This is a genomic window from Pedobacter sp. B4419 (assembly GCF_059693725.1).
In genome coordinates this window covers 1,691,367-1,716,964 of the sequence record NZ_JCASSL010000002.1, presented here as the reverse complement: position 1 = coordinate 1,716,964, position 25,598 = coordinate 1,691,367, and the positions used below count along the sequence as shown (strand labels likewise).

Sequence of the window (25,598 nt, the reverse complement as noted above, 5' to 3'; positions counted from 1 at the left end):
TCCTAGCCGTCATGATGTCCCCCTCCCCGAGGGGATGCAGGGGGAGGAAAATCCAATTATTATAATTAGATTCAGGTAACATTTACCGTTATGAATCTTGCCGATAAAAACAACCTATGGCATTACAATAAGAAGTTGAAAGCTTTCGCAAACAGCAATCGCCAGAGTATGACTAAGGCAGAAGCATGCATTTGGAAATATCTGTTAAGCAATAAGCAAATGATGGGCTTTCAATTTAGGAGACAAAGGCCTGTTTTGGATTACATTGCCGATTTCATGTGCAAAGAACTAATGCTAATCATAGAGGTTGATGGGCTAACCCACCAATTTGAAGAAGTAGCACACAAAGACATATTTAGACAAGAGCAATTAGAAGCAATTGGATTTACCATTTTGAGGTTTCATGATAAAGAAGTGCTCAGCGATATGACAAATGTTAACCGAGCGATCTCGGCTTACATCGAGGAGTTTATTGAAAGGAATAACCACCCCTTTTAATTCCCCCCGCCAGTGAGAGAGACCGGGCACCTAACCTAAATAGTTCTATAAAGGTTCATTATTAGGCGAAGAATCCTAACCGTCATGCTATCCCCCTACCCGAGGGGGCGCAGGGGGAGGAAAAGAAGCACATTGCTTCCACCCCCTTCAATTCCCCCGCCAGCGGGGGACACTGGACGCTTAGCCTACATAACTCTATAAAGATTCTTTAATAAACCGTTTAAGTATAGCGAAGAATCCTAAGCGTCATACTGTCCCCCTCCCCGAGGGGGTGCAGGGGGAGGAAAGAAGACCTTTACCTACGCTCATCCCCGTTTCGCTAACGTTCGTGTATTTTTCCTTTTGGCTTTGAGATAGATTCCTTTCATTTGTTTTGTTAAAAAACACAAAGTTCAATGCCAAGCGAAGAAAGAGGCTTATCGTTATACTGGAAATGTCAGCTTATCGGCTGGTCGCTAGCCGCGCTGTATTGGGCATTGGTGGGCTATTTGGGTTCCAATTTCAGCTTTACCTTAGCGGTTTTTCATTTCTTGGGCGACTTGTGCATCTACATCATCCCTACCCATTTGTTCCGCAATTTGTCTAAACAGCAACATTGGGAGCAATTAAGGCCCAAAAAACTGTTGCCCATTGTAATTACAGCCATCTTGTTATTGGGCGGTATTTTCATGATCCTTACCATTACCAAAACCTATTGGTTCAGGGCATTATGGGAGCCCAATTTTTCAGGCAGTTTTGTTTTCTCTTTTGAACAAGGCTGGCTTACCACCTGGATGACGGGCATCCGCCTCATGTGCATTTGGATCTTGGCCTATTACCTGTACCACTATGCACAGGCCGAAATCAGGGCCAGCAAGGAAACCGCACGTTTGAGCATCATCGCTAAAAACGCACAATTGGATAATTTAACCGCACAGTTGAACCCGCATTTTTTCTTCAACTCCTTAAACAACATCAAAGCACTGGTTAACGAAAACCCAACGGCCGCCAGAAGAGCCATCGATCTCCTTTCCGATCTTTTGCGTACTTCGCTTTACAACCGGGATCATGCCTTGATTACTTTACAGGAAGAGCTTGATTTGATTAACGATTACGTAGAATTGGAGAAAATGCGTTTTGAAGAACGGCTACAGGTTACCGTCGATGTAGATCCACAATTGTTGACTGCAAAAATCCTCCCTTTGAGCATCCAAAGCCTTGTAGAAAATGCCATTAAACACGGCATTGCACAACAGCCCGCCGGAGGCACAATTGCCATTAGCCTTACAAAAGTTAATGATTTTTTGATGGCTACGGTGCAAAACCCTGGCAAGTTGCAACAAGCGCAAAGCAGTGGTCTTGGCCTCAAAAACCTGCAGGAAAGGCTACAGCTCCAATTTAATGGCAAAGCCGATTTCAGTCTCGAAACTTCAGAATCGCAAACCGTTTTGGCCACTTTAAAAACACCATTGTCATGAGCAAATTAGGATACTTGGTTATAGATGATGAACGTTTGGCCCGCGAGGAAATGAAGTGGAGCCTAAAGCCTTACCCAGATTTGGAGCTTTTGGGCGAAGCAGCCAATGCTTTTGAAGCCGAAGAACTGATCAAAAACTTAAAGCCAGATTTGATTTTTTTAGATGTACAGATGCCTGGCAAAACCGGCTTCGAGCTATTGGAAGAACTGGATCAGGTACCTGCCGTTATTTTTACTACTGCCTTTGATCAATATGCAGTTAAGGCATTTGAGCTAAACGCGCTCGATTATTTGGTGAAACCCATTCGCGAGGAACGGCTGGAAAAAGCCATTGTCAAGATCAGGCAAAAATTGCAGCCTGAAACCAAAGGCAAACCAGCTCATCTTTTTGTAAAAGAGGGCGAAAAGTACCATTTCATCGCCTTGAAAGATTTGTACCGGATCGAATCGATAGGCAATTACGCGCGTCTTTACTTTAACGAACAAAAGGTCTTCCTCAAAAGATCGCTCAACCAATTGGAAAAAACCCTCGATCCCAATCTGTTTTTTAGGATCAACCGCAGCACCATTATCAATACCAGCTTTATCGAACAGGTTATTCCCGATGCCAATGGACGCTTATCGCTCCACTTAAAAAACGGCGAAAGCTACGTTGCTTCCAGTCGACAAAGTGCCCTATTTAAAAACCGAAATATGTTTTAATTAACCCTTATTTTAATGATATGAATTTAATGAGAAAAACCTTCTCCCTGGCTATGCTTTGCCTATTGTTCAGCTTAGCTATCCAAGCCCAAACCAATAAACCTGTCGCTCAAAAAGACCTGAGCGCCTATTTGGTACAAGACAGTTTATTGATCCCTACCAAAGATGGCGCACAAATTTCTGCACTTGTAGTACGCAAAAAAGACGCAACTGAAAAACGGGCCGCGATTTTAAGCTTCACTATTTATGCCCGTTTAACCGATATCAACAAAGCCATAGAAGCGGCCGACAAGGGCTATGTGGGCGTAGTGGCCTACACACGTGGCAAGAAAAACAGTCCAGATAAGGCGGTGCCCTACGAGTACGATGGCCAAGATGCCAGAGCGGTAATCGATTGGATCAGCAAGCAAGCTTGGAGCAATCAAAAAGTGGCCATGTATGGTGGAAGCTATAATGGTTTTACCCAGTGGGCAGCGACCAAGAACCTGCATCCGGCATTAAAAACGATTGTTACTTCTGCTTCAGTCGCTCCTGGCTTAGATGTACCCATGACGAACAATGTGGTGATGAGCTTTACCTTTCCATGGACTTATTACGTCACTAATAACAAATTGTTAGACAACGAGGATTATAGCAACAAGCAGTGGAGCGATTTAGACGATCGCTGGTATGCAGCAGGTACGCCTTACCCTACCTTAGACAGCCTGATTGGTCGTCCAAAAAACGAAATATTTAGGCGCTGGTTGGCACATCCATCTTACGATGCGTATTGGCAGTCTATGACTCCCTACAAAGAAGATTTTACCCAAATCAACATCCCAATTTTAAGTACTACTGGTTATTTTGATGGTGGCCAGATTGGCGAAATGTACTATTATCGCGAGCACCTCAAATACAATCCAAAAGCCGAGCATTATTTGCTTATTGGTCCTTATGGCCACTTTGGTTCCCAAGGCTATCCAGATTCTGTTTACAATGGCTATAAAATAGATCCGGTAGCCCAAATCCCTATCCACGATATCATTTACCAATGGTTCGATTACATTTTAAAAGACGGGCCTAAACCAGCTGTGTTAAAGGATAAGATAAATTATCAATTGATGGGCGCCAACCAATGGCTAAGTGCACCGACATTCAAACAAATGGCCAACGATTCGCTGGTGCTTTACCTAAGTACCCAGCGTTACAAGGAAGATTATAAACTGAGCAACAAAAAACCAGCAAAAGAAGCCTTTTTAAATCAGACCATTGATTTTAAAGACCGTAGCGATAGGCACAGCTATTTCTGGATGCGCAATCTTTCTTATGATACCCTCTATCATAATGGCTTGATGTTTTATAGCGATCCTTTGCCACAGGCAGTAAGCTTGACTAGCAACTTTACAGGCCAGATCAAAGCGATGATCAACAAAAAAGACATGGATTATAGCGTGGTGCTGTTTGAGCTTACGCCCGAAGGGAAATATTTCTACCTCTCGTATTTTATGGGTAGGGCCAGTTATGCAACAGACCACAGCAAGCGAAAATTGCTTACGCCAGGCAAGAAGGAAACCCTTCCGTTTAGCAATACCTATATCAGTGCAAAAAAGCTGAGCAAGGGAAGCAGGATAGTAGTGATCGTGAACATTAACAAGAGTGCCAGCGAACAGATCAATTACGGCACCGGCAAGGATGTAAACTTCGAAAGCATCAAAGATGCCAAAGAACCGCTACAGGTAAAATGGTTTAATGATAGCTATATCAAGTTGCCTATTCTAAAATAAAAATCGTCATTGCAGAAAAAGAAATTCGTCATTGCGAACGTAGTGAAGCAATCTCCCCTCGAGAGAGATTGCTTCGTCACTTTGTTCCTCGCAATGACGAATTTTTCATGAGATACCGGATCAATTTCCGGCATGATGATTTTAGTTACGTGGTGTTGCAGTAGTCCCTCTTAACGGATACTCTTTTGGCGGTTCAAGATTTAAAAGGTTCTTCACAAAATAATCCCAGCGTCTGCGCATCATGTAAGGCGAATAAGCGCCAAAACCATGGGCACTGTTAGGGAAAATCACCAAATCGTAGTCTTTATTGGCTTTGTTTAAGGCCTCTACCACCAAAAGGGTGTTATAAGGCGGAACGTTGTTATCCATCATTCCATGTGCCAACATCAGTTTTCCTTTTAGGTTCTTCGCATAGTTTTGGTTGGCCTGTGCTTCGTAATCTGAATTTTCTACCAAACCATTGTAGCGTTCGCCCCAATCGTCTTCGTAGTTACGGTTTTCGTGGTTACCTGATTCGGCAATACCCACTTTAAAGAAATCTGGATAACGGAACATGGCCGCTGCCGTAGCAAAACCGCCACCCGAGTGACCCCAAATCCCTACTTTCGTTGTATCGATAGGGTATTTTGTAGACAATTGTCTGATGGCAGCAATCTGGTCAGGCAAAGTGTTATCGCCCATATTGCCATAACTCATGTCATGGTAACTTTTCGAACGGAATGGATTGCTTGTGCCTTCGATCATCACCACAATAAAGCCCAGTTCGGCCAAGGCCTGGTTATCGCCCCTCGATGCTGAAAACGACCAGCTGCCCACACTTCCACCCTGTGGACCTGGATAAATATAATCGATTACAGGATATTTTTTGTTCGGGTCCATATTGGTTGGCGTAAATACCAAGCCATAAATATCGGTTTTGCCATCGCGTGCCTTTACATTTACCGGAATTGGAGCTTTCCAGCCTTTAGCCGCTAGTTTAGATACATCTGTTTTCTCCAAAGCAGTTACCAAATTGCCTTTTACGTCACGATAGTTCATGGTTGGTGGCACATCTGGCTGAGAATAGGTATCGATAAAATAGTTATAAGAAGGCGAGAAAGTTATCGAGTGGTTGCCTTCTTCTGGGGTAAGCAGGGTTAAGCCTTTGCCATCAAAACCAACTTTGTAGAGGTAGGCAAAATAAGGATTGCCTTTTTCGCGACCATGGCCTGTAAAGTAAATCACACGGTTTTTCTCGTCAACCCTTAACAAACGGCCAACCAGCCAAGGACCTTTGGTAATTTGGTTTTTCACCTTGCCGGTTGTGGCATCATACAGATACATATGACCCCAGTCATCGCGTTCCGAATACCAAAGAATTTCTTTTGTGGCCGGCAAATAGCGCCAGTTGATGGCACCACGGCCTGATTCGAATTGTGTTTTTACGGTCTCTTCAAAAACTTCGCGTACGGCACCTGTATTGGCATCGGCAATGCGGAATTTTTCTTGTTTATGATCACGTGAAGTAGAAAGGAAGGCCATTTCAGAGCCATCTGCTTTCCAATCGATATCGTCGAAAGTACCACTGCTGGCAATGTCATCGCTTAAGGTAGCACGGTGTGGGTCTGGTGGAATTTGCAGGCTCACTACTTTCGCATTTTCTACATCAATAATTACTCTTCTGATGGTCGCAATTACCTTATCGCCAGGCAATGGGTATTTCCACTGTTTCAATACCGGCGCACCAACATTAGTGGTAACCAAATACATGTTGTTTACGTTGCGTTGGTCTTGCTGAAACGTAGCCACCTTTTTTGAGTCTGGCGACCAGCGTACAATTGGGCCATCGCTCATGGTCCAGCCAGCATTATCAGTAGCGTAACCATAATCTTTTACGCCATCGGTAGTGAGCTGGGTTTGTTTGTTGCTGGCTACGTCTCTCACCCAAAGGTTCCAGTCTTTAATAAAAACGGCTTTTGTGCCATCGGGCGACAATACTTCATTGCCACCTCTTCCCCGTCCTCTTGGGGTAGCCGCATCTTTATAAGTTTCGGTTGTTACCGTTTTGCTCTTTTTTGCCGGATTTACCAAAAAGTTTTGCGTACCGCTTTCTGTTTTTACCGAGTACCAGAATTGGTCGTTTTCTAACCAATTTGGAGAAATGCCCGCCTTATCGATCAGTGGTGCCGTATTGTAAGCCATAAAGCTTTCGGCACGCTCATAATCTTTGGCAGTTAGCTTGCCCTGTTGGGCATTGGCAACAAATGCTGAAGCAAGTGCCGTAACTGTAAGTAAATATTTATTCATAGCCAAGGTTAATTGATGGGGTATAAAATTAAAAGGTTTAGCCTGTTCATGTTTAAAGTACCAAGAATAATACATCTTAGTGGCTTAAGCAAATGGATTTGGGATGGCACGCTATAAAATCAAAAAAAATTGTAATTTAGAATTTAATAAAACGATTTACTAACCAAATATCGAGCAATGAAACCCCTATTCTTTTTTGTCATTTTGTTAGGCCTAATGGCTGTGAATGCCTTTGGTCAAACGGCCACAGCGACTAAAAATCCATATCAAGAACTGCCTTTAGGTGCCATTAAACCTGCAGGCTGGCTCAAAGAAATGCTGGTGCGGCAAAAAGACGGGGCAACCGGACGCCTAGACGAACTTTATCCGCTGGTAATGAGTAAGCGAAACGGCTGGCTGGGTGGCGATGGCGACCAATGGGAGCGCGGGCCTTACTGGATTGATGGTTTATTACCCTTGGCCTATATTTTGGATGACAAAGCACTCATTGCCAAAGTGAAGCCTTGGATAGAATGGTCGCTGAAAAGCCAAAGAACTGATGGCTATTTCGGCCCGGAAAAAGACTATCCTGCAGAAGCGGGCATCCAACGGGACAATAGCCAAGATTGGTGGCCAAAAATCGTGATGCTTAAAATCATGAAGCAATATTACATGGCCACGCAAGACAAACGGGTCCTTCCTTTTCTAAGCAATTACTTCAAATATCAATTAAAGGAGCTCCCCAGCAAACCTTTAGACCATTGGACATTTTGGGCCAAGTACCGTGCAGCCGATAACCTTGCCGTGGTATACTGGCTCTACAACCTTACCGGCGATAAATTCTTGCTGGATTTGGGCGAGCTCCTTCATAAGCAATCGTTCGATTTTACCAATTCATTACTGAATACGGATCTGTTGACCCGTATGGGCAGCATCCATACCGTAAACTTGGCTCAAGGCATCAAAGAGCCATTGATTTACTATCAGCAACACCGCGAGCAACGTTATGCCGATGCCGTTAAAAAAGGCTTCGCCGATCTGCGCAAATACAACGGCGTAGCCAATGGCCTGTATGGAGGCGATGAGGCCTTGCACGGCAATAATCCAACTCAGGGAACCGAGCTTTGTACCGTGGTAGAAATGATGTTCAGTTTAGAAAGCATATTAGAGATTACCGGCGATGTAAATTATGCAGATCAGCTAGAAAAAGTGGCTTTTAATGCCTTGCCTACACAAATAACCGATGATTTTATGGATCGTCAGTATTTTCAGCAGGCCAATCAGGTAATGAACAGCAGGCTGATGCGCAACTTTGGCGATAACCATGCGGGTACCGATCTTTGCTATGGCCTGTTAACCGGCTATGCCTGTTGTACTTCGAACATGCATCAGGGCTGGCCCAAGTTTACCCAAAACCTATGGTACAGTACACCCGATAAAGGTCTGGCGGCCTTGGTGTATTCGCCAAGCGAAGTAAGCCTAAAAGTAGCCGATGGCGTTCCTGTTACTTTTAAAGAAGAAACCAATTATCCTTTCGACGAAACCATCAGATTTACCTTAAAAAGTGGCAAAAAAGCTGTTTTTCCTTTTCACCTGCGCATTCCTGAATGGTGCAAAAAAGCAGCAATCAAGATCAATGGAATGCTTTGGCAGGAAGTAAATGGCAATCAAGTGGTTAAAATCAATCGCGAATGGAAATCTGGCGATGTTGTAGAGTTGAAACTGCCGATGCATATTTTTAAGAACAAGTGGTACGAAAATGCCATCTCGATAGAACGCGGACCAATTACCTATGCGCTTAAAATGGGCGAAGAATTTAAAAAGGTAATCAACACCAAAGATGCCGATGTGTATGGCGATTATTTCTATGAAGTACACCCTACTACACCTTGGAACTTTGGTCTTTTTGAAATTGCCGACAATAAGCTGCAAGATTATTTTGAAGTACAAGCTACAGGCAAAAACAGCACTTATCCGTGGAACTTAGAAAATGCACCGATCCAAATCAAAACCAAGGCCTTGCGCGTTCCTTCGTGGAAACTCTACAATGACATGGCCGGGCCCATTCCCTATTCGCCAATTTATGGCGTAGAAAGAGCACCAAACGAAGAAGAAATTACATTGGTGCCATACGGTTGTACCACTTTGCGTATTGCAGAGTTTCCGGTAGTTGGCAGGCGATAGGCAATTAGCGCATTAAGCCATCAACTACTTTGGTCAGTTCCTTTCCTATCTGATCGGAAAAACCAAGGAAGCTTTGTACAATTTGACCGTTTTTATCTACCAGGTAAAATGTTGGATAACCTTCTATGTGATAGTTTTCTATCTTCGCCTTAGTCGTGGTGTAAACAACATGGCCAACTTTAAGATTCTTATTAAATTTTAAGATTGACGCCTGGTCATCCAAAGGATTAATCCCTATCACTTCAAAGTTCGCCGATTTATACTTTAGCATGAGTTTATTCAGTGTTTCAATGGCCTCTACACAATGTGGGCAGCCATTAATGGTAAAATTTAGCAGCAATATTTTTCCTGCAAAAGCCGAGAGCCTGGTTTGAGTGCCCTTTGGATCGGTCAGTTCAATATCAGGCATTTTTGTACCCTTGCTTAACAAAGGCACATGTACTTTAGGCTTTTCGAGCGAAAAATTTTCAGGCAACATGAGCTGCGACAGCTCATCGATGCTTTTAGCGCTTGTCTGGAAGTTGGAAAAACGATACTCGGTAAAAATATCGAGGTAAATTTGCGTACCATCAATAAAGCCTTTTTGGTCGTTACGGTAATAGTACGGCAGGTACGACTGCTTATCAATCAGCCATTTGGTATAGCTGTACACCTGTTTTCCGTTTTTTAGCGAATCGAACTCTTTGATGTGGATATTAAAATAGGATTTGCCTTGCACCGTTGAATCGGCTACTTGCGAAATCATTGCTTTTTTCTGCAGGTTTGTGGCCAATCTATCCATTAGGTTATCAAGCGACTCCAAATAAAAAGAAGCATCTTTGTAAGCGGCCGAGATGCGATAGGTTTGTGTGGCCAGTTCCAGCTTAAAGAGTTTGCTGCCATCAAAAATATCTTCTTGCGCTTTTCCTTTATACCTGAAAACCATTTTTTGGTCGCTTTTGGCAAAAGCAAGCTGTATGGTATCGAAAAACACTTTATCGCTAAAAAGATCTTTTTGCTTGGTATAGGCTGTATAGCTTAATTTGGGGAGGTTTTTAAATTTTTCGAGCACTCGTTCCATTACTTGCGCACGAAGTGGATTAATGATTCCAATTATGCTTAAAAAAAGTAAACCTGCTATCCGTTTCATGCCTTGTTTTGATTGATGAAACCAAATATAGCGATCTACGAACAAATCGTAGAATAATTAACCTTTTTTATTTCAACCTAAAGTAAGCATAAAGACAGCCCGATAAAAATATATGAAGAAACTTAAGGACTAAAAGCCGATAAACAACAAATGCCGCCTGAGGCAGCATTTATTCGGTCGATTAAAATGGCGTTAAAAATCTCCGTGGTTTTTAAGTTGTGTAAAAAAACAGCACAAATTTGATGCCTATTCATGGGCTGAAATGTAAGCTTGAAGTCAATTAGGTGATTTTATAATCCTAAAAACCTTATCCGACTAACTATCAATCGATTATATTTAATTATAAAATTCCCAACTCCAGCAACGAAGTTATCTTCAACCAAAGCTTTGTTTTTAAAGGCGCTCGTAACGACCTATTTAGCACTTAGCAACAGTGTTGCAAATATGACAATCTGGCGATAGGATTTGCCAATAAAGCACCTAATTTAGGACAAACTCATTCCCTCCTTAACATGAAAAATCACACGGGCTTAGCCCAATTCTACTTGCGCCTTGCCTTGGGCATTGGCTTTATCTATCCGGTTTTAGACCGCATTGGCTTTTTGGGTCCGGCAGGCCAAAACAACGTTGGCTGGGGCAACTGGGACAGCTTTTTAGCTTATACCCATACCTTGATGCCTTACTTGAGCAAACCATTGGCCGATGTAATGGGCTGGATAGCAACCCTTGCCGAAGCGATCTTTGGGGTACTGCTCATCATTGGCTATCAAACCCGTTTGGTGGCCAAAGGCAGTTTTGTACTTACCTTGGCCTTTGCCCTGTCGATGGCTGTTTTCTTGGGCGCCAAAGCACCTTTCAATTATTCGGTATACGCAGTTAGTGCAGGCGCTTTGCTTTTATCGGCCATACCCCATTACAGATGGAGCATAGACGACGGTCTTTTGGTTAAATAATGTTAAGAATATTATAAATTGTAATTTGTGTTTAGTTTTGCAGTCAAAGGTTAAACCATAAATTCAAATTGCCCTTGGCTTCACAACAATCTCTTCATGAAAATGCGAGCGACCACGAGTTGTTGGAGCTATTGGCTACCGCTGATCGCCTGGCATTTACCGAGTTGTACAATCGCTACTGGGATAAAGCCTTTGCTGTGGCTATGCATCGCGTGGCTGATGAAGATATTGCCGTAGAAATTGTGCAGGACATTTTTGTAAGCCTATGGCAACGCCGCGCCAACCTGCAAATCAAAAATGGCGTAGCTACCTACTTATCTGCCGCTATCAAATACAAAGTGATCAATCATTTGGCAAGCCAATACCGCCAACAACAGCATTTGTCAAACATTGCCAACTTGGCACCTCAAGCCATAGACAGCACCAACGATTGGCTGGATGCCAAAGAATTGGGGCAGTTATTGGAAGATGCGATTAATCAGCTGCCTCCAAAATGCAAAATGGTATTTCTGATGAGCCGGGAAGAAAACAAAACCTACGCAGAAATAGCCAATGAATTGGGCATTGCCGAAAAAACCGTTGAGGCACATCTTTCCAAAGCTTTAGGCACGTTAAGACAAAGCCTCAAAATTTCCCTGCCGCTGCTTTTGTGGCTCCTCGAAAAATAAATTTCATTTTAGACTAAGGGTATTTCCTTTCAGCGCTGACTATATGTTAAAAGACGCTCGAAATATATGGAAACACCAAACGATCAAATCAGGGAACTCGCCCACAAATGGCAATCAGGTACGCTTACGCCCGAGGAAAAGCTCCGTTTTGACGAATGGTACCATAGCTTTAACGACGAAGAACTGTTGTTGAGCGAAAGCAATTTTGCAACTGCGCCACAACTTAAGGCACACATCAAGGCTGGCATTGAACAGCAAATTGCCATTAAGCAACCCAAAACCTTTAAACTTTGGTATAAGATTGCAGCTGCCGCATCGGTGATTATTGTTATTGGCTTTGCGCTGCTGTTTAAAGATCCGATCCAAAACATCGTCAACCCTGTTCAAAACTTAGAATTGGCTACATTACCTGGTCAGCATCGCCAAATTCAATTGGCCGATGGCACCAAGGTTTGGCTCAGTCCTGCTACGCAAATCAGCTACCCAAACGAGTTTAGGGGGCACGAGCGCCAAGTAACTGTAAGCGGCGAAGCCTTTTTTGACGTCAAACACGATCCGGCACATCCTTTTGTGATCCAATCGGGTTCTTTGCGCACCATTGTATTGGGCACCAGCTTTAACGTAAGGGCTTACCCACAAAACAATCAGGCAGAAGTTACGGTAGTGAGCGGAAAAGTGGGCGTAACGGCACAGCAAAAAACCGAAATCATGACGGCTAACCAAAGGGTAGTATTTAACAAGGCGAGTCAACTGCTGGTTAAAGAAAGTTATCCCGATGCACAGAAATTTATCAATCAACGGATAGGCCTGTTCAATTATAACGGCGCTTCGCTTTCAGAAGTTGCCCAAGAATTGGAATTACAATACGGCATCACGGTTCAGGTGGCGACTCAATTATCGCATAAGGCATTTTACGGTCAATTGAAAACCAGCCTGCCGTTGATGCAAACCTTAGATAAACTGGCTGCAGTAATGGAAATTACCTGGCGCAAAGAAGGCAGCACCTATTTATTACAAACAAAAACCCCAATTAATTAATAAAATCAATTTCACACCCACACACAATGAAAAAGCCCGGTTCTTTCGGATCGGGCTTAACCTAAAAGCAAAACGACCTGTCTAAAGCCTCGAAAACAAGAGACAGGCCAATCACCCTTAAAACTTAAAATTATGAAAAAAACCGAACCTTATGGGTTCATGTCCATTTTTTATATTGTGATGAAACTCCCCATATTTGTTAAAGCCGCCTTGCTTGCTGTGCTGATCTTCTTGGCAACCCATGTTCCTTTAATGGCGCAACAGACCAATCCGCTAGATAAACTTGTGACCATCAGCTTAAAAAACGAACCGTTAAAACAGGCCTTGGACAAAATTACCACGTCAAGCGGAATCAGGTTTACCTATAATGAAACCGTTGCCAACAGTCAAGCCAAAATTACGCTAGAAGCAAAAGAACAAAAGCTGGAAAAGGTATTGAATACCGCATTCGACAACCAGCCTTATACGTTTAGCGTGCTAGACCAAGAAGTATTGATCCGTTTTGATGCCGAAAAGCTAAAAAAGCCAAACGCCGTTCCGGCGGCTAATCCGGCTGGCAGCAAATTTACCATTAGTGGCACCCTTACTTCGGCCAGCTCAGGCGAGACCTTGATTGGAGCCACCATTAGGGTAATTGGAGCCTCGAAAGGCACATCTACCAACGAGTATGGGTTTTTCTCGCTTACATTAGCTAGCGGAAACTACCAGCTGGCCATCTCTGCCGTAGGCATGAAAAATGAAGTCATAGACATCGCCTTAACCAGCAACAAAAAAATAGATCTGGCCTTGGCAGAGAACTCGCAAGAACTGGCTACGGTAAATATCGTTGCCCAAGCCAGGGGCGCACGCGATTTGAGCAACCCGCAAATGGGCGTAGAAAAACTCAACATTCAGGATATTAAAAACGTGCCCGTGCTATTTGGCGAAAAAGACGTAATTAAAACCATACAACTCTTGCCTGGGATCAAATCGGCCGGCGAAGGCAATGGCAATTTTTATGTACGCGGAGGCGCGGCCGATCAGAACCTGATTTTATTGGACGAAGTACCGGTTTACAATGCCACTCATCTCTTGGGCTTCTTTTCTACCTTTAATTCAGATGCCATTAAAAACGTTAGCATTTACAAAGGCGATATGCCTGCGCAATACGGTGGTCGTCTCTCCTCGCTGCTTGATATCAAGATGAACGAAGGCAACAACCAAAAATTTGGCGTGAGTGGTGGCATTGGCTTGATCGCCGCCAGGGTAAATGTGGAGGGGCCCATTCAAAAAGACAAGTCATCTTTTCTTTTTTCGGCCAGAAGAACCTATGCCGATCTGTTTTTGAAGCTTTCGAGCGATAGCACGATTAATCGCAACCAGCTTTATTTCTACGATTTTAACCTCAAAGCCAATTACATTTTGGGTGAGAAAGACCGCTTGTATGTTTCGGGCTATTTTGGCAAAGACGTATTGGCAGCAGAAGACATTGCGGATATTAACTGGGGCAACAGCGTTGGAACCTTGCGCTGGAACCACATTTTTAACAATAAGCTCTTTTCCAATACCTCGCTCAGCTTTAGCAATTACAAGTACAACATCAACCTGAAGGAAGATGTGAACGAGTACAACATCTTTTCGCAACTGCGCGATTGGAACATCAAGGAAGACCTGCAATGGTATGCCAACGACAAGAACTCGGTGAGCTTTGGCTTTAACAGTATTTACCATACCATTATCCCAGGTGAGATTTCGGCTACAGGCAACTCGGGCATTCTTTCGCAAAACCTACAGAACCGTTATTCGTGGGATAATGCGGTTTATGCCAGCAATACCTGGAAAGCCAGCAACCGCTTTACGGTTACCTATGGCTTAAGGGTATCAGCCTTTAGCATTTTGGGCAAAGGCGATTACTATGACCTCGATGGTGCCGGAAACATCACTGGATCGACCCATTATGCAGCTAACGAGTTGGTTAAAACCTATTTTAACCTTGAGCCACGCTTAGCAGCGGCTTTCCAAATGAACGAAAACAGCTCGGTAAAGGCATCGTATGCGCGTAATGCACAAAACCTGCACTTGATCAGCAATTCGAACGCAGGTTCGCCTACGGATAAATGGGTGGCCAGTACCAATATCATCAAACCTGAGCAGGCTGATCAGTATTCTGTAGGCTATTACCGCGACTTTAGCGAGCACAAATACGAATTTAGTGCAGAAACCTATTTCAAGAAATTGCATAACCAGATCGATTACCGCAATGGCGCAAATATCTTTACCAATCAACCTATCGAAACTCAATTATTGTACGGCAAAGGCCGCGCCTATGGCTTGGAACTGCTATTTAAGAAAAAAGCAGGGCGATTAACCGGCTGGATCAGCTATACGCTCTCTAAATCAGAACGTAAAATTGATGGTATCAATAACAACGAATGGTACAATGCCCGACAGGATCGTACACACGACATTGCCATTGTAGGTATGTACAAACTCACCGACAAATGGACCTTATCGGCCAATTTTATTTACTATACCGGCAATGCCGTAACCTTCCCCAATGGCAAGTACCAAATTGACGGGGTAAATTATTACTATTATACCAGTAGAAACGCATCGCGCATGCCAAGCTACCATCGTTTAGACCTTGGCGCCACCAAACAGCTGAAACAGACCAAAAAATTCTCTTCAGAACTGGTACTCGGACTGTACAATGCCTATGGACGCCAAAATGCCTACACCATATTTTTTAGGGACAAAGAGAACGATCCAACCCAAACCGAAGCGGTTAGAACGACCCTGTTCACCTTTGTTCCTTCTGTTTCCTATAACTTTAAATTTTAAGCACATGATTTTTATTTCACGATATATTGGCTGCTTTTTATTGCTCATCTGCTTGTTTTCTTCATGCGAAAAAGCAATAGACCTTAATTTGGAAAGTACTCCGCCCGATTATGTAATCGAAGGCATGGTAACCAACGAAGCAGGAGGTGCCAAGGTAATGATCAGTACCACTAAAGATTTTACCGAAACCAATGGTTTTAATGGGGTAAGTAATGCCCAGGTAAACATCGAAGGCAACGGAACGAATTATTCCCTAACCGAAACGAGCAAGGGCGTGTACCAAGCACCCACCTTGACAGCTGCTGTTGGCAATACTTATCGTCTTTCGGTAACTATTGCCGGCAAAAATTACACTGCCAATTGCACCATGCCCAAAGCAGTGGCTTTAGACAGTATTTATGTAAGCCAAAGCAAGTTAGACCTGAACAAGGACAACCAGCCACGCACTTTTGCTGCCGTTAAATACAAAGATCCGGCAGGAGAGCAGAACTATTACCGCTTTATCCAATACCTGAACAACAAAAAGGAAAAGACATTATTTGCATTCAATGATGAATTTACGCCAGGCCAAACCGTAAATACCATTTTAAGCTATAATAATCCGAATGATGACTTGAGCATTGATCTTAAAAAAGGAGATGACCTGGTTATAGAGATGCAAAACATTGATGCAAATGTTTACAAGTATTTCTATAGCCTGCACAATGGCGCTTCTGGCAATGGCAATAACGCGGCGCCATCAAATCCGGTTACCAATATTCAAGGCGGTGCATTGGGTTATTTCAGTGCACATACCCTACAACGAAAATCTATCAAAGTACCTTAATAATTGTTTCGTTCTTACCCCCGATGCGATTGTTGGGGATTGTAATTTGTTGATGCCCATTCGACAAATTCAGCCGGTTGGTGTCCTCGCCAACCGGTTTTTATTTTTACTTTGTCGACGTCTCAGTCAACAAGAATATGTTTTTTTTATTTTTATTGTGAGATTTCCGTTGCTCATGCGTATCATACTGGAAAACAACGCTTAAACAAATGGCTTTAGTTGACCAATCAGAACAATTTCTTTCTATAATTGAAAGTCATAAAGGCATAATCTATAAAATTGCCAATTCTTATTGCAGGGATACCGAAGACCGAAAAGATTTGGTGCAGGCCATTGTATTGCAGTTATGGAAAGCTTTTGAAGGTTATGATGAGCAGTTTAAACATTCTACCTGGATCTACCAGATCGCACTCAATGTAGCCATCTCCTCGTACCGCAAAGAGAAAAGAAGAAAAGAGATTGCCAACCCTTATCCAGAAGGATTGTTAAATCTTCCCCAGGTACAAGAACACAATGAAAAACAAGAAAAGGATCTTTTTTTAAACCAGGTGATTGCCGAGCTCAAAGAATTAGACAGGGCTTTGATTTTGCTCTACCTGGAAGAAAAGAGCCAAAGGGAGATCGCCGAAATCATGGGTATCAGCGAAACCAACGTTTCCACAAAAATTGGCAGGATCAAAGCCATTCTCAAACAAAAATATTTAAAACTCAACAGCTAATATGGAAGACACTAATTTCGTTCTTTTATGGAAAGAACAGCACGAGAAAATCGAGCAGTCGTTAACACTTAACAGACAGCTTTTAAAAGAGGTAATTAGCCAAAAGGCCGAATCGGCTTTGCAATCGCTTATTCGCTTTAAGGCCAGGGGGATTGTTTTCGCCGTAATTTACCTCATCTTGTTGGGCATTCCTTTGGTTTATGCCATTGCCCACTATTCTTCGGGAGCCAATTATTTTATCGTTTCGTTTGGACTTATCTTTCTGATCAATGTAAAGGCCTTGTTCGATTACATCAAGCATTTGGTATGGGCCAACAGCATCGATTATAGGGGAAGCATTACCGAAATCCAGCAAAAACTGGCCAAGTTGCAGGTATCCATCCTCAAACATAGCCGCGTGATGGTGCTCCAATTTCCCTTCTGGACTACCTTTTACCTCAGTGATGCCTGGTTTCCGCATTCGATGGGCTGGGGCTATATCGCATTTCAGGTAGTGCTTACAGGTTCTTTCACTTATTTGGCCTATTGGCTTTATAAAAACCAGACCTTTGCCAATGCCAACAAAAAGATCATCAAAAGTTTAATTGAAGGTTCTGGTGGAAAAGCGGTGATGAACGCCATTGCTTTTTATCAGGATATAGAAACATTTAAACAGGCAAGCTAAAATTAAGCTATATTTATTAGTCTATTTAACCCTAAAAAACAACTGTATAGTATTAAAAAACTAACCTATGGAAATCAAATTTGAATCACTCGAACCATTTATTCCTTGCGGCAAAGACTTTGAAGGATCCAAACAGCTTTTTCAGGCCTTAGGCTTTAAGCTTGCCTGGGATGCAGGCGATTATGTAGGCTTTGAAAATGAAAGCTGCAAATTTATCCTGCAGCGCTACGATAACGAAGAATTTGCACAGAATCTGATGCTCAGTGTTCAAGTAGACGATGTGCATGCCTACCGTAATTTTGTTTTAAAGGAAAATATTCCAGAAAAATTTAAAGTCCGCATCAGCGAGATTTTGCAACAACCTTATGGCCAGGAAATGAACCTGATTGATATTGCCGGGGTTTGCTGGCATTTTGTACAGCCTTAGCGTGTAGCCAAGATAAACAGCCTCGGAAAAGGCAGCAACACCGTACCATCGGGATAAATGGTGTAGGTCTTACCTATCGCTTCCTCATATTGTGCCAAAAAATCTTTTTGCTCCACTTCAGTTAGTGGCGCTAAAAAAGGCCGGAGCCCTGTTCCCTTAAACCATTCGACTACGGCTCCTGCCCCGCCAGAAAGCGGGTGGTGGTAAACCGTACGCCAAATATCCAGCTGTGCCACCTTATCGCGTAAGGCCGAATAGTACCACTGCGCACTTTGCCGGTCTATCCGCTGATGGGCATCGGCTAATTTGGATGCCCAAGGTCCGTTTTTGGCGGTTTCTCTCATGAGCCGATGGGCAGGTTCATCAAAATTATCAGGCATTTGAACGGCCAAAGTGCCTCCTTTTGTTAATTTATCAATCAGTTTTGGAAATAGGGAAGCGTGATCGGGCACCCACTGCAAGGCCGCGTTGGCCAAGAGCACATCAAAAGGTCCCTGATTGGGCCAATTAGCAATATCAGCTACTTCAAACTGCACCTTTGGCAGGCGCTTTCGGGCAGCTTCAATCATATTTTCAGAACTGTCCATCCCAATTAGTTGTGCATTGGGATAGCTGTTGAGCAAAAGTTCAGTTGAGTTGCCAGGTCCGCAGCCTATATCAGCAGCGGTATGTACTTCAACGGTTGGAATATGTGCCAGCAAATCAAAAATCGGACGATTGCGCTCGGCTTCAAATTTACTATATTGTTGGGCAGACCAGCTCATGGTATTATTTCTATAGTTAACGTCTACAACAAATATAAGTTTCCTTTTTTCCGCATTGTTTATCGATTAACAGAAATTAATGATATTTTTAGTCTGCCTAAACATCTATCATTTATCTATCTATTAAAAACCAAAATGAAAAACCTATTTTTTCTATTGCTTGCTGGCCTTATTGCTAAGGTGAGCGTTGCCCAGGTAAGCCCTGCGCCCATTCCGTTTGCCTCCACTATTCCTATAGGCAGCAAAGATTCTAAAGAAACAATTATCTGGAAAGCGGCCCATGTAGTGCCTACTGCCAATCAATACGCCGCGCTCAAAAACGAATTCATTGCATTTATCCATTTTGGCCCTAACACGTTCACCCGCATGGAATGGGGCAATGGCAAGGAAGATCCAAAAATTTTCGACCTCAAAGAACTGCATACCGACCAATGGTGCGAAGCCATGAAAGCTGCCGGCATGAAAATGGTCATCATTACCGTGAAGCACCATGATGGCTTTGTATTGTGGCAAAGCCGCTATACCAAACATGGCATCATGTCTACCGATTATAAAAATGGTAAAGGCGATATTTTAAAAGACCTTTCGCTTTCCTGCAAAAAGTATGGCCTTAAGTTGGGTGTATACCTCTCTCCTGCAGATTTGTTTCAAATAGAAAGTCCGACGGGCTTATATGGCAATTTGAGCAAATACACTAAAAAAACTATCCCCACTCCCGTAGCGGGCAGACCTTTTGCCAATAAAACCAAGTTCGAATTTGAAGTAGACGATTACAATGAATATTTCTTGAACCAATTATTTGAACTGCTTACAGAATACGGTCCTATTGAAGAGGTTTGGTTTGATGGCGCCCATCCCAAAAGAAAGGGCAACCAACAGTACAATTACTTGGCCTGGAAGAAACTAATCAAGACTCTCGCACCAAAAGCCGTCATTTTTGGCAAAGAAGACATTCGCTGGTGTGGCAATGAAGCTGGCCAAACCCGAAGCACCGAATGGAATGTAATTCCGTATAAAGAAGACCCAAAGCTGATGACCAACTTTGGCGATTTAACTGCTCCCAATTTGGGCGAAAGGGAACAACTTTACACCGGAAAGTTTTTGCACTATCAACAGGCCGAAACCAATACTTCTATCCGCGAAGGCTGGTTTTACCGCGACGATACCAAGCAAAAAGTACGGAGCGTGGATGATGTTTTTGATATTTACGAACGCTCGGTTGGCGGCAACTCCACTTTTCTGCTCAACATCCCGCCTAACCGCGATGGCAAATTCTCGCCTGAAGATGTAAACGTACTAAAGGAAGCCGGCAAGCGAATTCGCGAAACTTATGGTGTTAACCTATTTGCCAAAGCCAAAGGCCCAAGCCAAGTGTTGGATGGCAAAGAAGCTACCTTTATTGCATTGCCGAAAACAAATCCAGCAATCATCGTCACTACACCAACAGCCGTAACTATTAACCGTTTGGTTTTACAGGAGGCAATAGCTACGCAGGGCGAAAGGGTAGAAAAACATGCCCTAGATGCCTGGATTAACAACCAATGGCAAGAAATTGCTACAGCGACCAATATTGGCTACAAAAGAATCTTGCGTTTTCCGGAGGTAACCTCAAACAAGTTTAGGATTAGGATTTTAGCTTCGAGGTTTACGCCTACCATCAGTTTGGTGAGTGCCCATTATTACAAGCCACGTCCACCACAATTGCAATTTGCCAGAACAAAAAGCGGCTTGGTAAGCATCGAACCCTTGCAACACGAATTTGGCTGGAAACCACATGGCGAAAATGCGACAAAGAACCTCAATACCAATACGGCTATTTACTATACAACCGATGGCAGCAAGCCCGACAAAAATTCAAAAAAATATACCGAGCCTTTTAGCTTTGGCGCTGGCGAAATAAAAGCAGTAGCCATTAACAAAGGCGAAACGGGCAGCATAGCTAGCCACGAATATGGCATCACTCAACAAGACTGGAAGCTGCTTCAAGTAGACAGTGAAGAAGACAAACAGCCAGCAAGCTTAGCCTTCGACGCCAATGCGGCTACCTTTTGGCGCTCGGCCGCTACCCAAACCCCGCATTTCATAGCCATCGATTTAGGAAAAACCGTTTCATTAAAAGGCTTTGCCTATACGCCACAAACCAAAGACAGCCGAGGCATGCTAGAGAAGGGGGTGATCAAAATTAGCAATGATGGCCAAACTTGGCAAGAATTGGAAGCTTTCCAATTTGGCAACCTGATTAATGATCCAACTACGCGAAAACTGTATTTTAAAAAGCCGATTAATACCCGATATATCCGTATGGAGGCTACCGGCATTGCAGGCAATGATACCAGTTTGGCCATTGCCGAACTCGAGTTTTTCGAACAAAAACCATAATTATTTCAAAGCCCGAGCAATTGTTCGGGCTTTTTTATGTTCAAAAAGAAAGAAATAATTTCTCAAAAATATCCGTTCTTTGAGTATTCCATAATTGTGCCCACATGAATATTGAAGAACTTAGAGATTACTGCCTCAGCAAGCCCGGTGCCACAGAAGGTTTTCCTTTTGGAGAAGAGACATTGGTGTTTAAAGTTGGCGAAAAACTTTTTTTGTTGATTGGTTTGGATAACGGCACCCGTTTCAATGTAAAGTGCGATCCAGAGCTGGCCATCGAACTTCGCGAGCAACATTGGGAAATTACACCAGGTTTCCACATGAACAAAAAACATTGGAATACGGTACGCATGGATGGCAATTTATCGTTTAAACAGCTTCAAGAACAGATAGACCACTCTTATAATTTGATCTTTGCCGCGCTGCCCAAAAAAGTTCAAGACGAAATAAACGCACTGAAGTAGGCATTCTTGTTGTTGTTCCTCAACAAACAAGATAAATGGGAGCTATTATAGAAAAGCAAAGACCGTGTTCCATTTGACCGTTAGTCCCGCTTTTTGCTTCAAGTCCTCGCCTCGTACCTCGGCTCCGGGCTTTTCGCGCCAATCGGGTTTATCAACAACGGTCTTTACTCCTATTTCCATGGCACTGCCTAAAGTAAAATAGCTTCAAAACAAGTTGCTTTAGCAGGCATCGGCAAACCCTAACTCAATTAATATTCATATTTTTATAAGTTTGAAAAACAGGATAGCTGATGGCAATAGTATACAGGGATATGGGTATCGAAGAACTTCCGCGCTTGGCAGAGATCGATCGTGGAGAAGAAATCCAATCCAGTTATGTTCTTCAAAACAATGAACTGGTTTTGGTTGGCAATGCGGAATCTGTACCTGGTTTTACCTCAGCAGAACTGGCTGAACTCGGTAATCGCCAAGCCCAGTTATTGGCCAAAGGCGGAAAGGTAATCGGTGCTTTTGAACAGAATCTGTTGGCGGGTATTGCATCAGCGGAAAAGGAGTTGCGCGGTGAGCACAAAAACTATTGCAAAATGGATATTTTGTATGTAAGCAAGCCACAACGCGGAAAAGGAATTGCCAAACAACTTTTACAAGAGGTAAAAGCCTGTGCCAAAGAATTTGGCGCTACACATCTTTATATTTCGGCCACGCCAACGCAACATACCATAGATTTTTACTTGGCCCAAGGTGCACAGTTGGCCACCGAAATTGATCAAGAGCTATGGGCTCTGGAACCTGAGGACATTCATTTAGAATTGTTGTTGAAGAACAACAGCAAAATTTAACATGCGCGACAAGAGATTTATAGCCGTTCACAGAGGTGGTCCATTAACTGTAGTACAACACCGCCAACTCATCAATTGGGCTATGCGTTGTGCTGAGCAAGGATTGGAACTTGTAGATGAAGCCACTGCACAAACCTTGACCAAAATTTTAACCGTTGCCAAAGCCTGGGAGGCTGGGCAGGCCACTGTTGGCGATGCCAGAAATGCTTCGCTCCAAGCCATTGCCTTGGCCAAAACCTTAAGCGATCCTATAGCCATTGCAGTAACACGTGCCGTTGGTCATGCTGTTGCCACAGCCCATATGGCAGACCATGCCTTAAGAGCGACTGATTATGCATTAAAGGCCTACCAACTTGCCGGACAATCGATTAATGAAATAAAGCAATGGCAAAACGCACAACTGCCCAACAGCATCAGCGAACTGGTAATTTCTGCAAGAGCCTAATCAAAAGTGATTATGACCGCTAGGTTTTGATCAACAAATACTTATAATTGCCAGCTTTACTATTTTAATCCCTATTCATGACCCGTATTAACCTCAAACAATCTTATCTGATCCTACTGTTATCTTTCTTTTTTTTAAATGGGTTTTCGCAAAGCAACACACAACATGAGTTAAAAGGGATTATTCAAAACACAAACAACGAGGTAATCGGCGGTGCTACACTGTTTTTAAAAGAGGGCAAAACGGGGCAAACAATCAGCCAGCAAACGGGCAATACAGATGGAACATTTTCTTTTACTGCTGGTACGGGGACTTATATAATTGTGGTGAGCTATTTGGGCGCAGTTTCCTATCAGAGCGAGCTGATCAGGCTAACTGGCAACACAGATTTAGGTGTGATCAAAATTAAAGCCGTTACGCAGAATCTGAAGGAGGTGGTGATACAGCGCTTTGCAAACAAGCCCGTGATTAAGATCGAAGGCCGAAAAACGATTTATAATGTAGAGAACAGCATCACCGCTCAGGGAGGCAATGCCTTGGAGGCATTAAAAAGAACCCCAGGAATAATTGTCAACCAAGATAATTCGATTACGCTGAATGGTTCTACGGGTTCGCTGGTTATGATCAATGGCCGACAAACTTACCTGCAGCCGGAAGAACTGTCGCGCCTGCTCAAATCAATGTCTTCTTCCGATCTGAAATCTATTGAAGTGATCAGAAACCCCTCAGCCGAATACGATGCTGCCGGTACCGGGGGCATTGTTAATCTTGTACTTAAAAAATCAATTGCCGAAGGGTTCAACGGGAGCATCAATACCGGTTTTGCCTATGGACTCAAACCTAAGCAAAACACCAATTTCAACCTAAATTACCGGAAAGACAAAATTAACCTGTTTGCCAGTTATAATCACAATATTGGGCATTATGTGATGGATTATGACAACGACAGGATAACAAATGGAAAGGCTTATTTAAATGCCAACCACGATATAGATAAACGCAACAATATTGGATCGACCTTAGGCGCCGATTACGCTATAGATACGACTAAAACCATTGGCATTGTAATGAACGGCAATTTTTCAAATGGCGGTGGCTTAATTATTCCTACCACAAGTATCTACGACCAGTCAAGCGGCCAGCTCTTGCAAACGCTGAAAAGCCGCAGCGATTACCCCCACCAAAAGGCGAACCGTTACAGCACCAATTTAAATTACCGATATAAGGGAAGCAACAATACAAACCTGGATATTGACGCTGATTATGCAATCTTCGATGCGGCTACAGAAAACTCGAGCACCAATGCATTTTATGGTCCAGATGGCCAGCTCCAATCGACCAACAATTTTGTAGTACTCAATAGCAGGGATATCAAACTATATGCGGTTAAGGCCGATTACGGTTTTCCAGTAGCAAAAGGAAAAATAGCTGCCGGAAGCAAATTTTCTAATGTGGATGCCAATAACGTATTTGATCAATATGATACAAACGGAAGTGTCCGTATACTCGATATTGACCTTTCAAATACTTTCAAATACAAGGAACAAATACTTGCCGGATACCTGAAATATGATACCCCGCTTAACGACAGATGGAGCTTGGATATTGGTGTGAGACTTGAGCATACCCACTCGGAAGGGAATCTCGAGCCCCGTGAGGGCAGCAGCCAATCGCCAACTTCGGTAACCAGAAATTACCTGAATGTATTTCCAACTGCTTCGATTAGCTACAAGACAAAAGAGTCTGGCACTTATAACTTGAGTTTTGCCCGCCGTATCGACCGGCCGGCCTATAACAATCTCAATCCGTTTTCGTATCCTGTTGATGAGCTTTCTTATTGGAAAGGAAACCCGTTTCTGCGGCCACAGTATGCCAATGCCTTAATGTTGCAGTATAGCAACAAGGCAACATCAATAACTGCCGGTTACACGCATACCAGTGATTTTGCAGGTACAGTTACGGAAGTTTTTGATAGTAATTCGATTAATATGGTGCCTAGGAATATTGGATCGCAACAGAATTTAAACCTAACTGTTACACAACAGCTCAAAGTGGCGAAATGGTGGAACATAAGCCTTAGCGGCATAGGCTATTACCTGAAGAACAAAGTTGGTACTGCCGAATATGGAAATTACAGCTTTAGCCGTTTTGCAGGTACAATTAACATGCAACAGACTTTTAACTTGCCCGAAGGCATCACAGCCGAAGCTGCAGCTATAGTCAATTCTAAAACCATTACCGGTTTAAATGCTTATGTAAAAGGCAATTCACAGATCGACCTCGGGGTGCAAAAAAACCTGATGAAAGACAAAGCAACTTTAAAATTGGCCGTTTCAGATGTGTTTTGGACAAACAAGTACAATACCAATACCCAACTCAGCAATCTTGTGCTTCGTACTACATTTAGGGGCGAAACCCGCCAGGTTCGACTCAATTTTACTTACAGGTTTGGCAATAATAAAATCAAGGCACAGGAAAGCCGAGAATCTGGATTGAAAAACGAATCACAAAGGTTATAGCTTCAATTGTTGACGTCCCTTCCAATGATTTGACGTTCTTGCTGTATTCTTGCACAGGCAGCGGTTTACTAAACCTGAT

21 protein-coding genes are annotated in these 25,598 nt (G+C 43.1%); 18 read left to right on the top strand and 3 right to left on the bottom strand.

Translation table 11 applies throughout. The features are described 5' to 3' along the window. Positions 1–90 precede the first annotated feature (90 nt). From AC570H_RS18925 to AC570H_RS18910, 4 genes are all read left to right on the top strand, one after another. On the top strand, positions 91–498 hold the full coding sequence (locus tag AC570H_RS18925) for an endonuclease domain-containing protein (RefSeq protein ID WP_497357749.1): 408 nt from the start codon (positions 91–93) through the stop codon (positions 496–498). A 395-nt stretch (positions 499–893) separates the two neighbouring features. Then, a complete protein-coding gene (locus AC570H_RS18920) occupies positions 894–1,955 on the top strand; it encodes a sensor histidine kinase (protein ID WP_497357747.1) in 1,062 nt (353 codons plus the stop codon). Next, positions 1,952–2,656, top strand: coding sequence for a LytR/AlgR family response regulator transcription factor (locus AC570H_RS18915; RefSeq protein ID WP_497357745.1), 705 nt, complete (start codon positions 1,952–1,954; stop codon positions 2,654–2,656). The genes AC570H_RS18920 and AC570H_RS18915 overlap by 4 nt, the downstream gene beginning before the upstream one ends. A 29-nt stretch (positions 2,657–2,685) precedes the next feature. Then, entirely contained in the window at positions 2,686–4,419 is a 1,734-nt protein-coding gene (locus tag AC570H_RS18910) for a CocE/NonD family hydrolase (protein ID WP_497357743.1), read from the top strand. Positions 4,420–4,560: 141 nt separating this feature from the next. On the opposite strand, the gene AC570H_RS18905 is transcribed toward AC570H_RS18910, so the two are convergent. After that, positions 4,561–6,705 carry a S9 family peptidase gene (locus tag AC570H_RS18905; RefSeq protein WP_497357741.1) on the bottom strand — a complete coding sequence of 715 codons (2,145 nt, stop codon included), beginning with the start codon at positions 6,703–6,705 and terminating at the stop codon, positions 4,561–4,563. Positions 6,706–6,882: 177 nt separating this feature from the next. Between AC570H_RS18905 and AC570H_RS18900 the strand changes: the two genes are divergently transcribed. Further along, on the top strand, positions 6,883–8,868 hold the full coding sequence (locus tag AC570H_RS18900) for a beta-L-arabinofuranosidase domain-containing protein (RefSeq protein WP_497357739.1): 1,986 nt from the start codon (positions 6,883–6,885) through the stop codon (positions 8,866–8,868). Positions 8,869–8,872: 4 nt separating this feature from the next. Here AC570H_RS18900 and AC570H_RS18895 read toward each other — a convergent pair whose 3' ends face one another. After that, entirely contained in the window at positions 8,873–9,997 is a 1,125-nt protein-coding gene (locus AC570H_RS18895) for a peroxiredoxin family protein (RefSeq protein WP_497357737.1), read from the bottom strand. A gap of 512 nt (positions 9,998–10,509) precedes the next feature. Here AC570H_RS18895 and AC570H_RS18890 point away from each other — a divergent pair. From AC570H_RS18890 to AC570H_RS18855, 8 genes are all read left to right on the top strand, one after another. Further along, the gene (locus AC570H_RS18890) at positions 10,510–10,950 is read left to right on the top strand and encodes a TQO small subunit DoxD (RefSeq protein ID WP_497357735.1); all 441 of its coding nucleotides are present in this window, start codon (positions 10,510–10,512) and stop codon (positions 10,948–10,950) included. 74 nt (positions 10,951–11,024) lie between these two features. After that, positions 11,025–11,618, top strand: a complete 594-nt coding sequence (locus AC570H_RS18885; RefSeq protein WP_497357733.1) for an RNA polymerase sigma-70 factor — start codon at positions 11,025–11,027, stop codon at positions 11,616–11,618. Between the two features lie 66 nt (positions 11,619–11,684). Then, positions 11,685–12,656 (top strand): FecR family protein, encoded by a 972-nt coding sequence (locus AC570H_RS18880; RefSeq protein ID WP_497357731.1) that lies wholly within the window; start codon positions 11,685–11,687, stop codon positions 12,654–12,656. 132 nt (positions 12,657–12,788) lie between these two features. Next, positions 12,789–15,476: a carboxypeptidase-like regulatory domain-containing protein gene (locus AC570H_RS18875; RefSeq protein WP_497357729.1), complete on the top strand. Its 2,688-nt coding sequence runs from the start codon at positions 12,789–12,791 to the stop codon at positions 15,474–15,476. Positions 15,477–15,480: 4 nt separating this feature from the next. After that, a complete protein-coding gene (locus AC570H_RS18870) occupies positions 15,481–16,302 on the top strand; it encodes a DUF4249 domain-containing protein (RefSeq protein ID WP_497357727.1) in 822 nt (273 codons plus the stop codon). A gap of 209 nt (positions 16,303–16,511) precedes the next feature. Further along, a complete protein-coding gene (locus AC570H_RS18865; protein ID WP_497357725.1) occupies positions 16,512–17,021 on the top strand; it encodes an RNA polymerase sigma factor in 510 nt (169 codons plus the stop codon). 1 nt (position 17,022) lies between these two features. Beyond that, the gene (locus tag AC570H_RS18860) at positions 17,023–17,685 is read left to right on the top strand and encodes a hypothetical protein (protein WP_497357723.1); all 663 of its coding nucleotides are present in this window, start codon (positions 17,023–17,025) and stop codon (positions 17,683–17,685) included. A 67-nt stretch (positions 17,686–17,752) separates the two neighbouring features. Beyond that, positions 17,753–18,112 carry a VOC family protein gene (locus AC570H_RS18855; RefSeq protein ID WP_497357721.1) on the top strand — a complete coding sequence of 120 codons (360 nt, stop codon included), beginning with the start codon at positions 17,753–17,755 and terminating at the stop codon, positions 18,110–18,112. Here AC570H_RS18855 and tam read toward each other — a convergent pair. Continuing rightward, a complete protein-coding gene (gene tam, locus AC570H_RS18850; RefSeq protein ID WP_497357719.1) occupies positions 18,109–18,876 on the bottom strand; it encodes a trans-aconitate 2-methyltransferase in 768 nt (255 codons plus the stop codon). The genes AC570H_RS18855 and tam overlap by 4 nt on opposite strands. Positions 18,877–19,011: 135 nt before the next feature. On the opposite strand from tam, the gene AC570H_RS18845 reads away from it, so the two are divergent. The 5 genes from AC570H_RS18845 to AC570H_RS18825 all read left to right on the top strand — a co-directional run bounded on the left by AC570H_RS18845 (position 19,012) and on the right by AC570H_RS18825 (position 25,519). Then, positions 19,012–21,255: an alpha-L-fucosidase gene (locus tag AC570H_RS18845; protein WP_497357717.1), complete on the top strand. Its 2,244-nt coding sequence runs from the start codon at positions 19,012–19,014 to the stop codon at positions 21,253–21,255. 104 nt (positions 21,256–21,359) lie between these two features. Further along, positions 21,360–21,716, top strand: coding sequence for an MmcQ/YjbR family DNA-binding protein (locus AC570H_RS18840; protein ID WP_497357715.1), 357 nt, complete (start codon positions 21,360–21,362; stop codon positions 21,714–21,716). 290 nt (positions 21,717–22,006) lie between these two features. After that, positions 22,007–22,555 (top strand): GNAT family N-acetyltransferase, encoded by a 549-nt coding sequence (locus AC570H_RS18835; RefSeq protein ID WP_497357713.1) that lies wholly within the window; start codon positions 22,007–22,009, stop codon positions 22,553–22,555. A gap of 1 nt (position 22,556) precedes the next feature. After that, entirely contained in the window at positions 22,557–23,000 is a 444-nt protein-coding gene (locus tag AC570H_RS18830) for a putative immunity protein (RefSeq protein ID WP_497357711.1), read from the top strand. Between the two features lie 77 nt (positions 23,001–23,077). Next, positions 23,078–25,519 (top strand): TonB-dependent receptor, encoded by a 2,442-nt coding sequence (locus AC570H_RS18825; protein ID WP_497357709.1) that lies wholly within the window; start codon positions 23,078–23,080, stop codon positions 25,517–25,519. Positions 25,520–25,598: the final 79 nt, after the last annotated feature.

Coding starts and splice junctions, on each gene's coding strand:
- AC570H_RS18925 (WP_497357749.1), top strand. CDS start 91: ATGAATCTTGCCGATAAAAACAACCTATGGCATTACAATAAGAAGTTG.
- AC570H_RS18920 (WP_497357747.1), top strand. CDS start 894: ATGCCAAGCGAAGAAAGAGGCTTATCGTTATACTGGAAATGTCAGCTT.
- AC570H_RS18915 (WP_497357745.1), top strand. CDS start 1,952: ATGAGCAAATTAGGATACTTGGTTATAGATGATGAACGTTTGGCCCGC.
- AC570H_RS18910 (WP_497357743.1), top strand. CDS start 2,686: ATGAGAAAAACCTTCTCCCTGGCTATGCTTTGCCTATTGTTCAGCTTA.
- AC570H_RS18905 (WP_497357741.1), bottom strand. CDS start 6,705: ATGAATAAATATTTACTTACAGTTACGGCACTTGCTTCAGCATTTGTT.
- AC570H_RS18900 (WP_497357739.1), top strand. CDS start 6,883: ATGAAACCCCTATTCTTTTTTGTCATTTTGTTAGGCCTAATGGCTGTG.
- AC570H_RS18895 (WP_497357737.1), bottom strand. CDS start 9,997: ATGAAACGGATAGCAGGTTTACTTTTTTTAAGCATAATTGGAATCATT.
- AC570H_RS18890 (WP_497357735.1), top strand. CDS start 10,510: ATGAAAAATCACACGGGCTTAGCCCAATTCTACTTGCGCCTTGCCTTG.
- AC570H_RS18880 (WP_497357731.1), top strand. CDS start 11,685: ATGGAAACACCAAACGATCAAATCAGGGAACTCGCCCACAAATGGCAA.
- AC570H_RS18875 (WP_497357729.1), top strand. CDS start 12,789: ATGAAAAAAACCGAACCTTATGGGTTCATGTCCATTTTTTATATTGTG.
- AC570H_RS18870 (WP_497357727.1), top strand. CDS start 15,481: ATGATTTTTATTTCACGATATATTGGCTGCTTTTTATTGCTCATCTGC.
- AC570H_RS18865 (WP_497357725.1), top strand. CDS start 16,512: ATGGCTTTAGTTGACCAATCAGAACAATTTCTTTCTATAATTGAAAGT.
- AC570H_RS18860 (WP_497357723.1), top strand. CDS start 17,023: ATGGAAGACACTAATTTCGTTCTTTTATGGAAAGAACAGCACGAGAAA.
- AC570H_RS18855 (WP_497357721.1), top strand. CDS start 17,753: ATGGAAATCAAATTTGAATCACTCGAACCATTTATTCCTTGCGGCAAA.
- tam (WP_497357719.1), bottom strand. CDS start 18,876: ATGAGCTGGTCTGCCCAACAATATAGTAAATTTGAAGCCGAGCGCAAT.
- AC570H_RS18845 (WP_497357717.1), top strand. CDS start 19,012: ATGAAAAACCTATTTTTTCTATTGCTTGCTGGCCTTATTGCTAAGGTG.
- AC570H_RS18840 (WP_497357715.1), top strand. CDS start 21,360: ATGAATATTGAAGAACTTAGAGATTACTGCCTCAGCAAGCCCGGTGCC.
- AC570H_RS18835 (WP_497357713.1), top strand. CDS start 22,007: ATGGCAATAGTATACAGGGATATGGGTATCGAAGAACTTCCGCGCTTG.
- AC570H_RS18830 (WP_497357711.1), top strand. CDS start 22,557: ATGCGCGACAAGAGATTTATAGCCGTTCACAGAGGTGGTCCATTAACT.
- AC570H_RS18825 (WP_497357709.1), top strand. CDS start 23,078: ATGACCCGTATTAACCTCAAACAATCTTATCTGATCCTACTGTTATCT.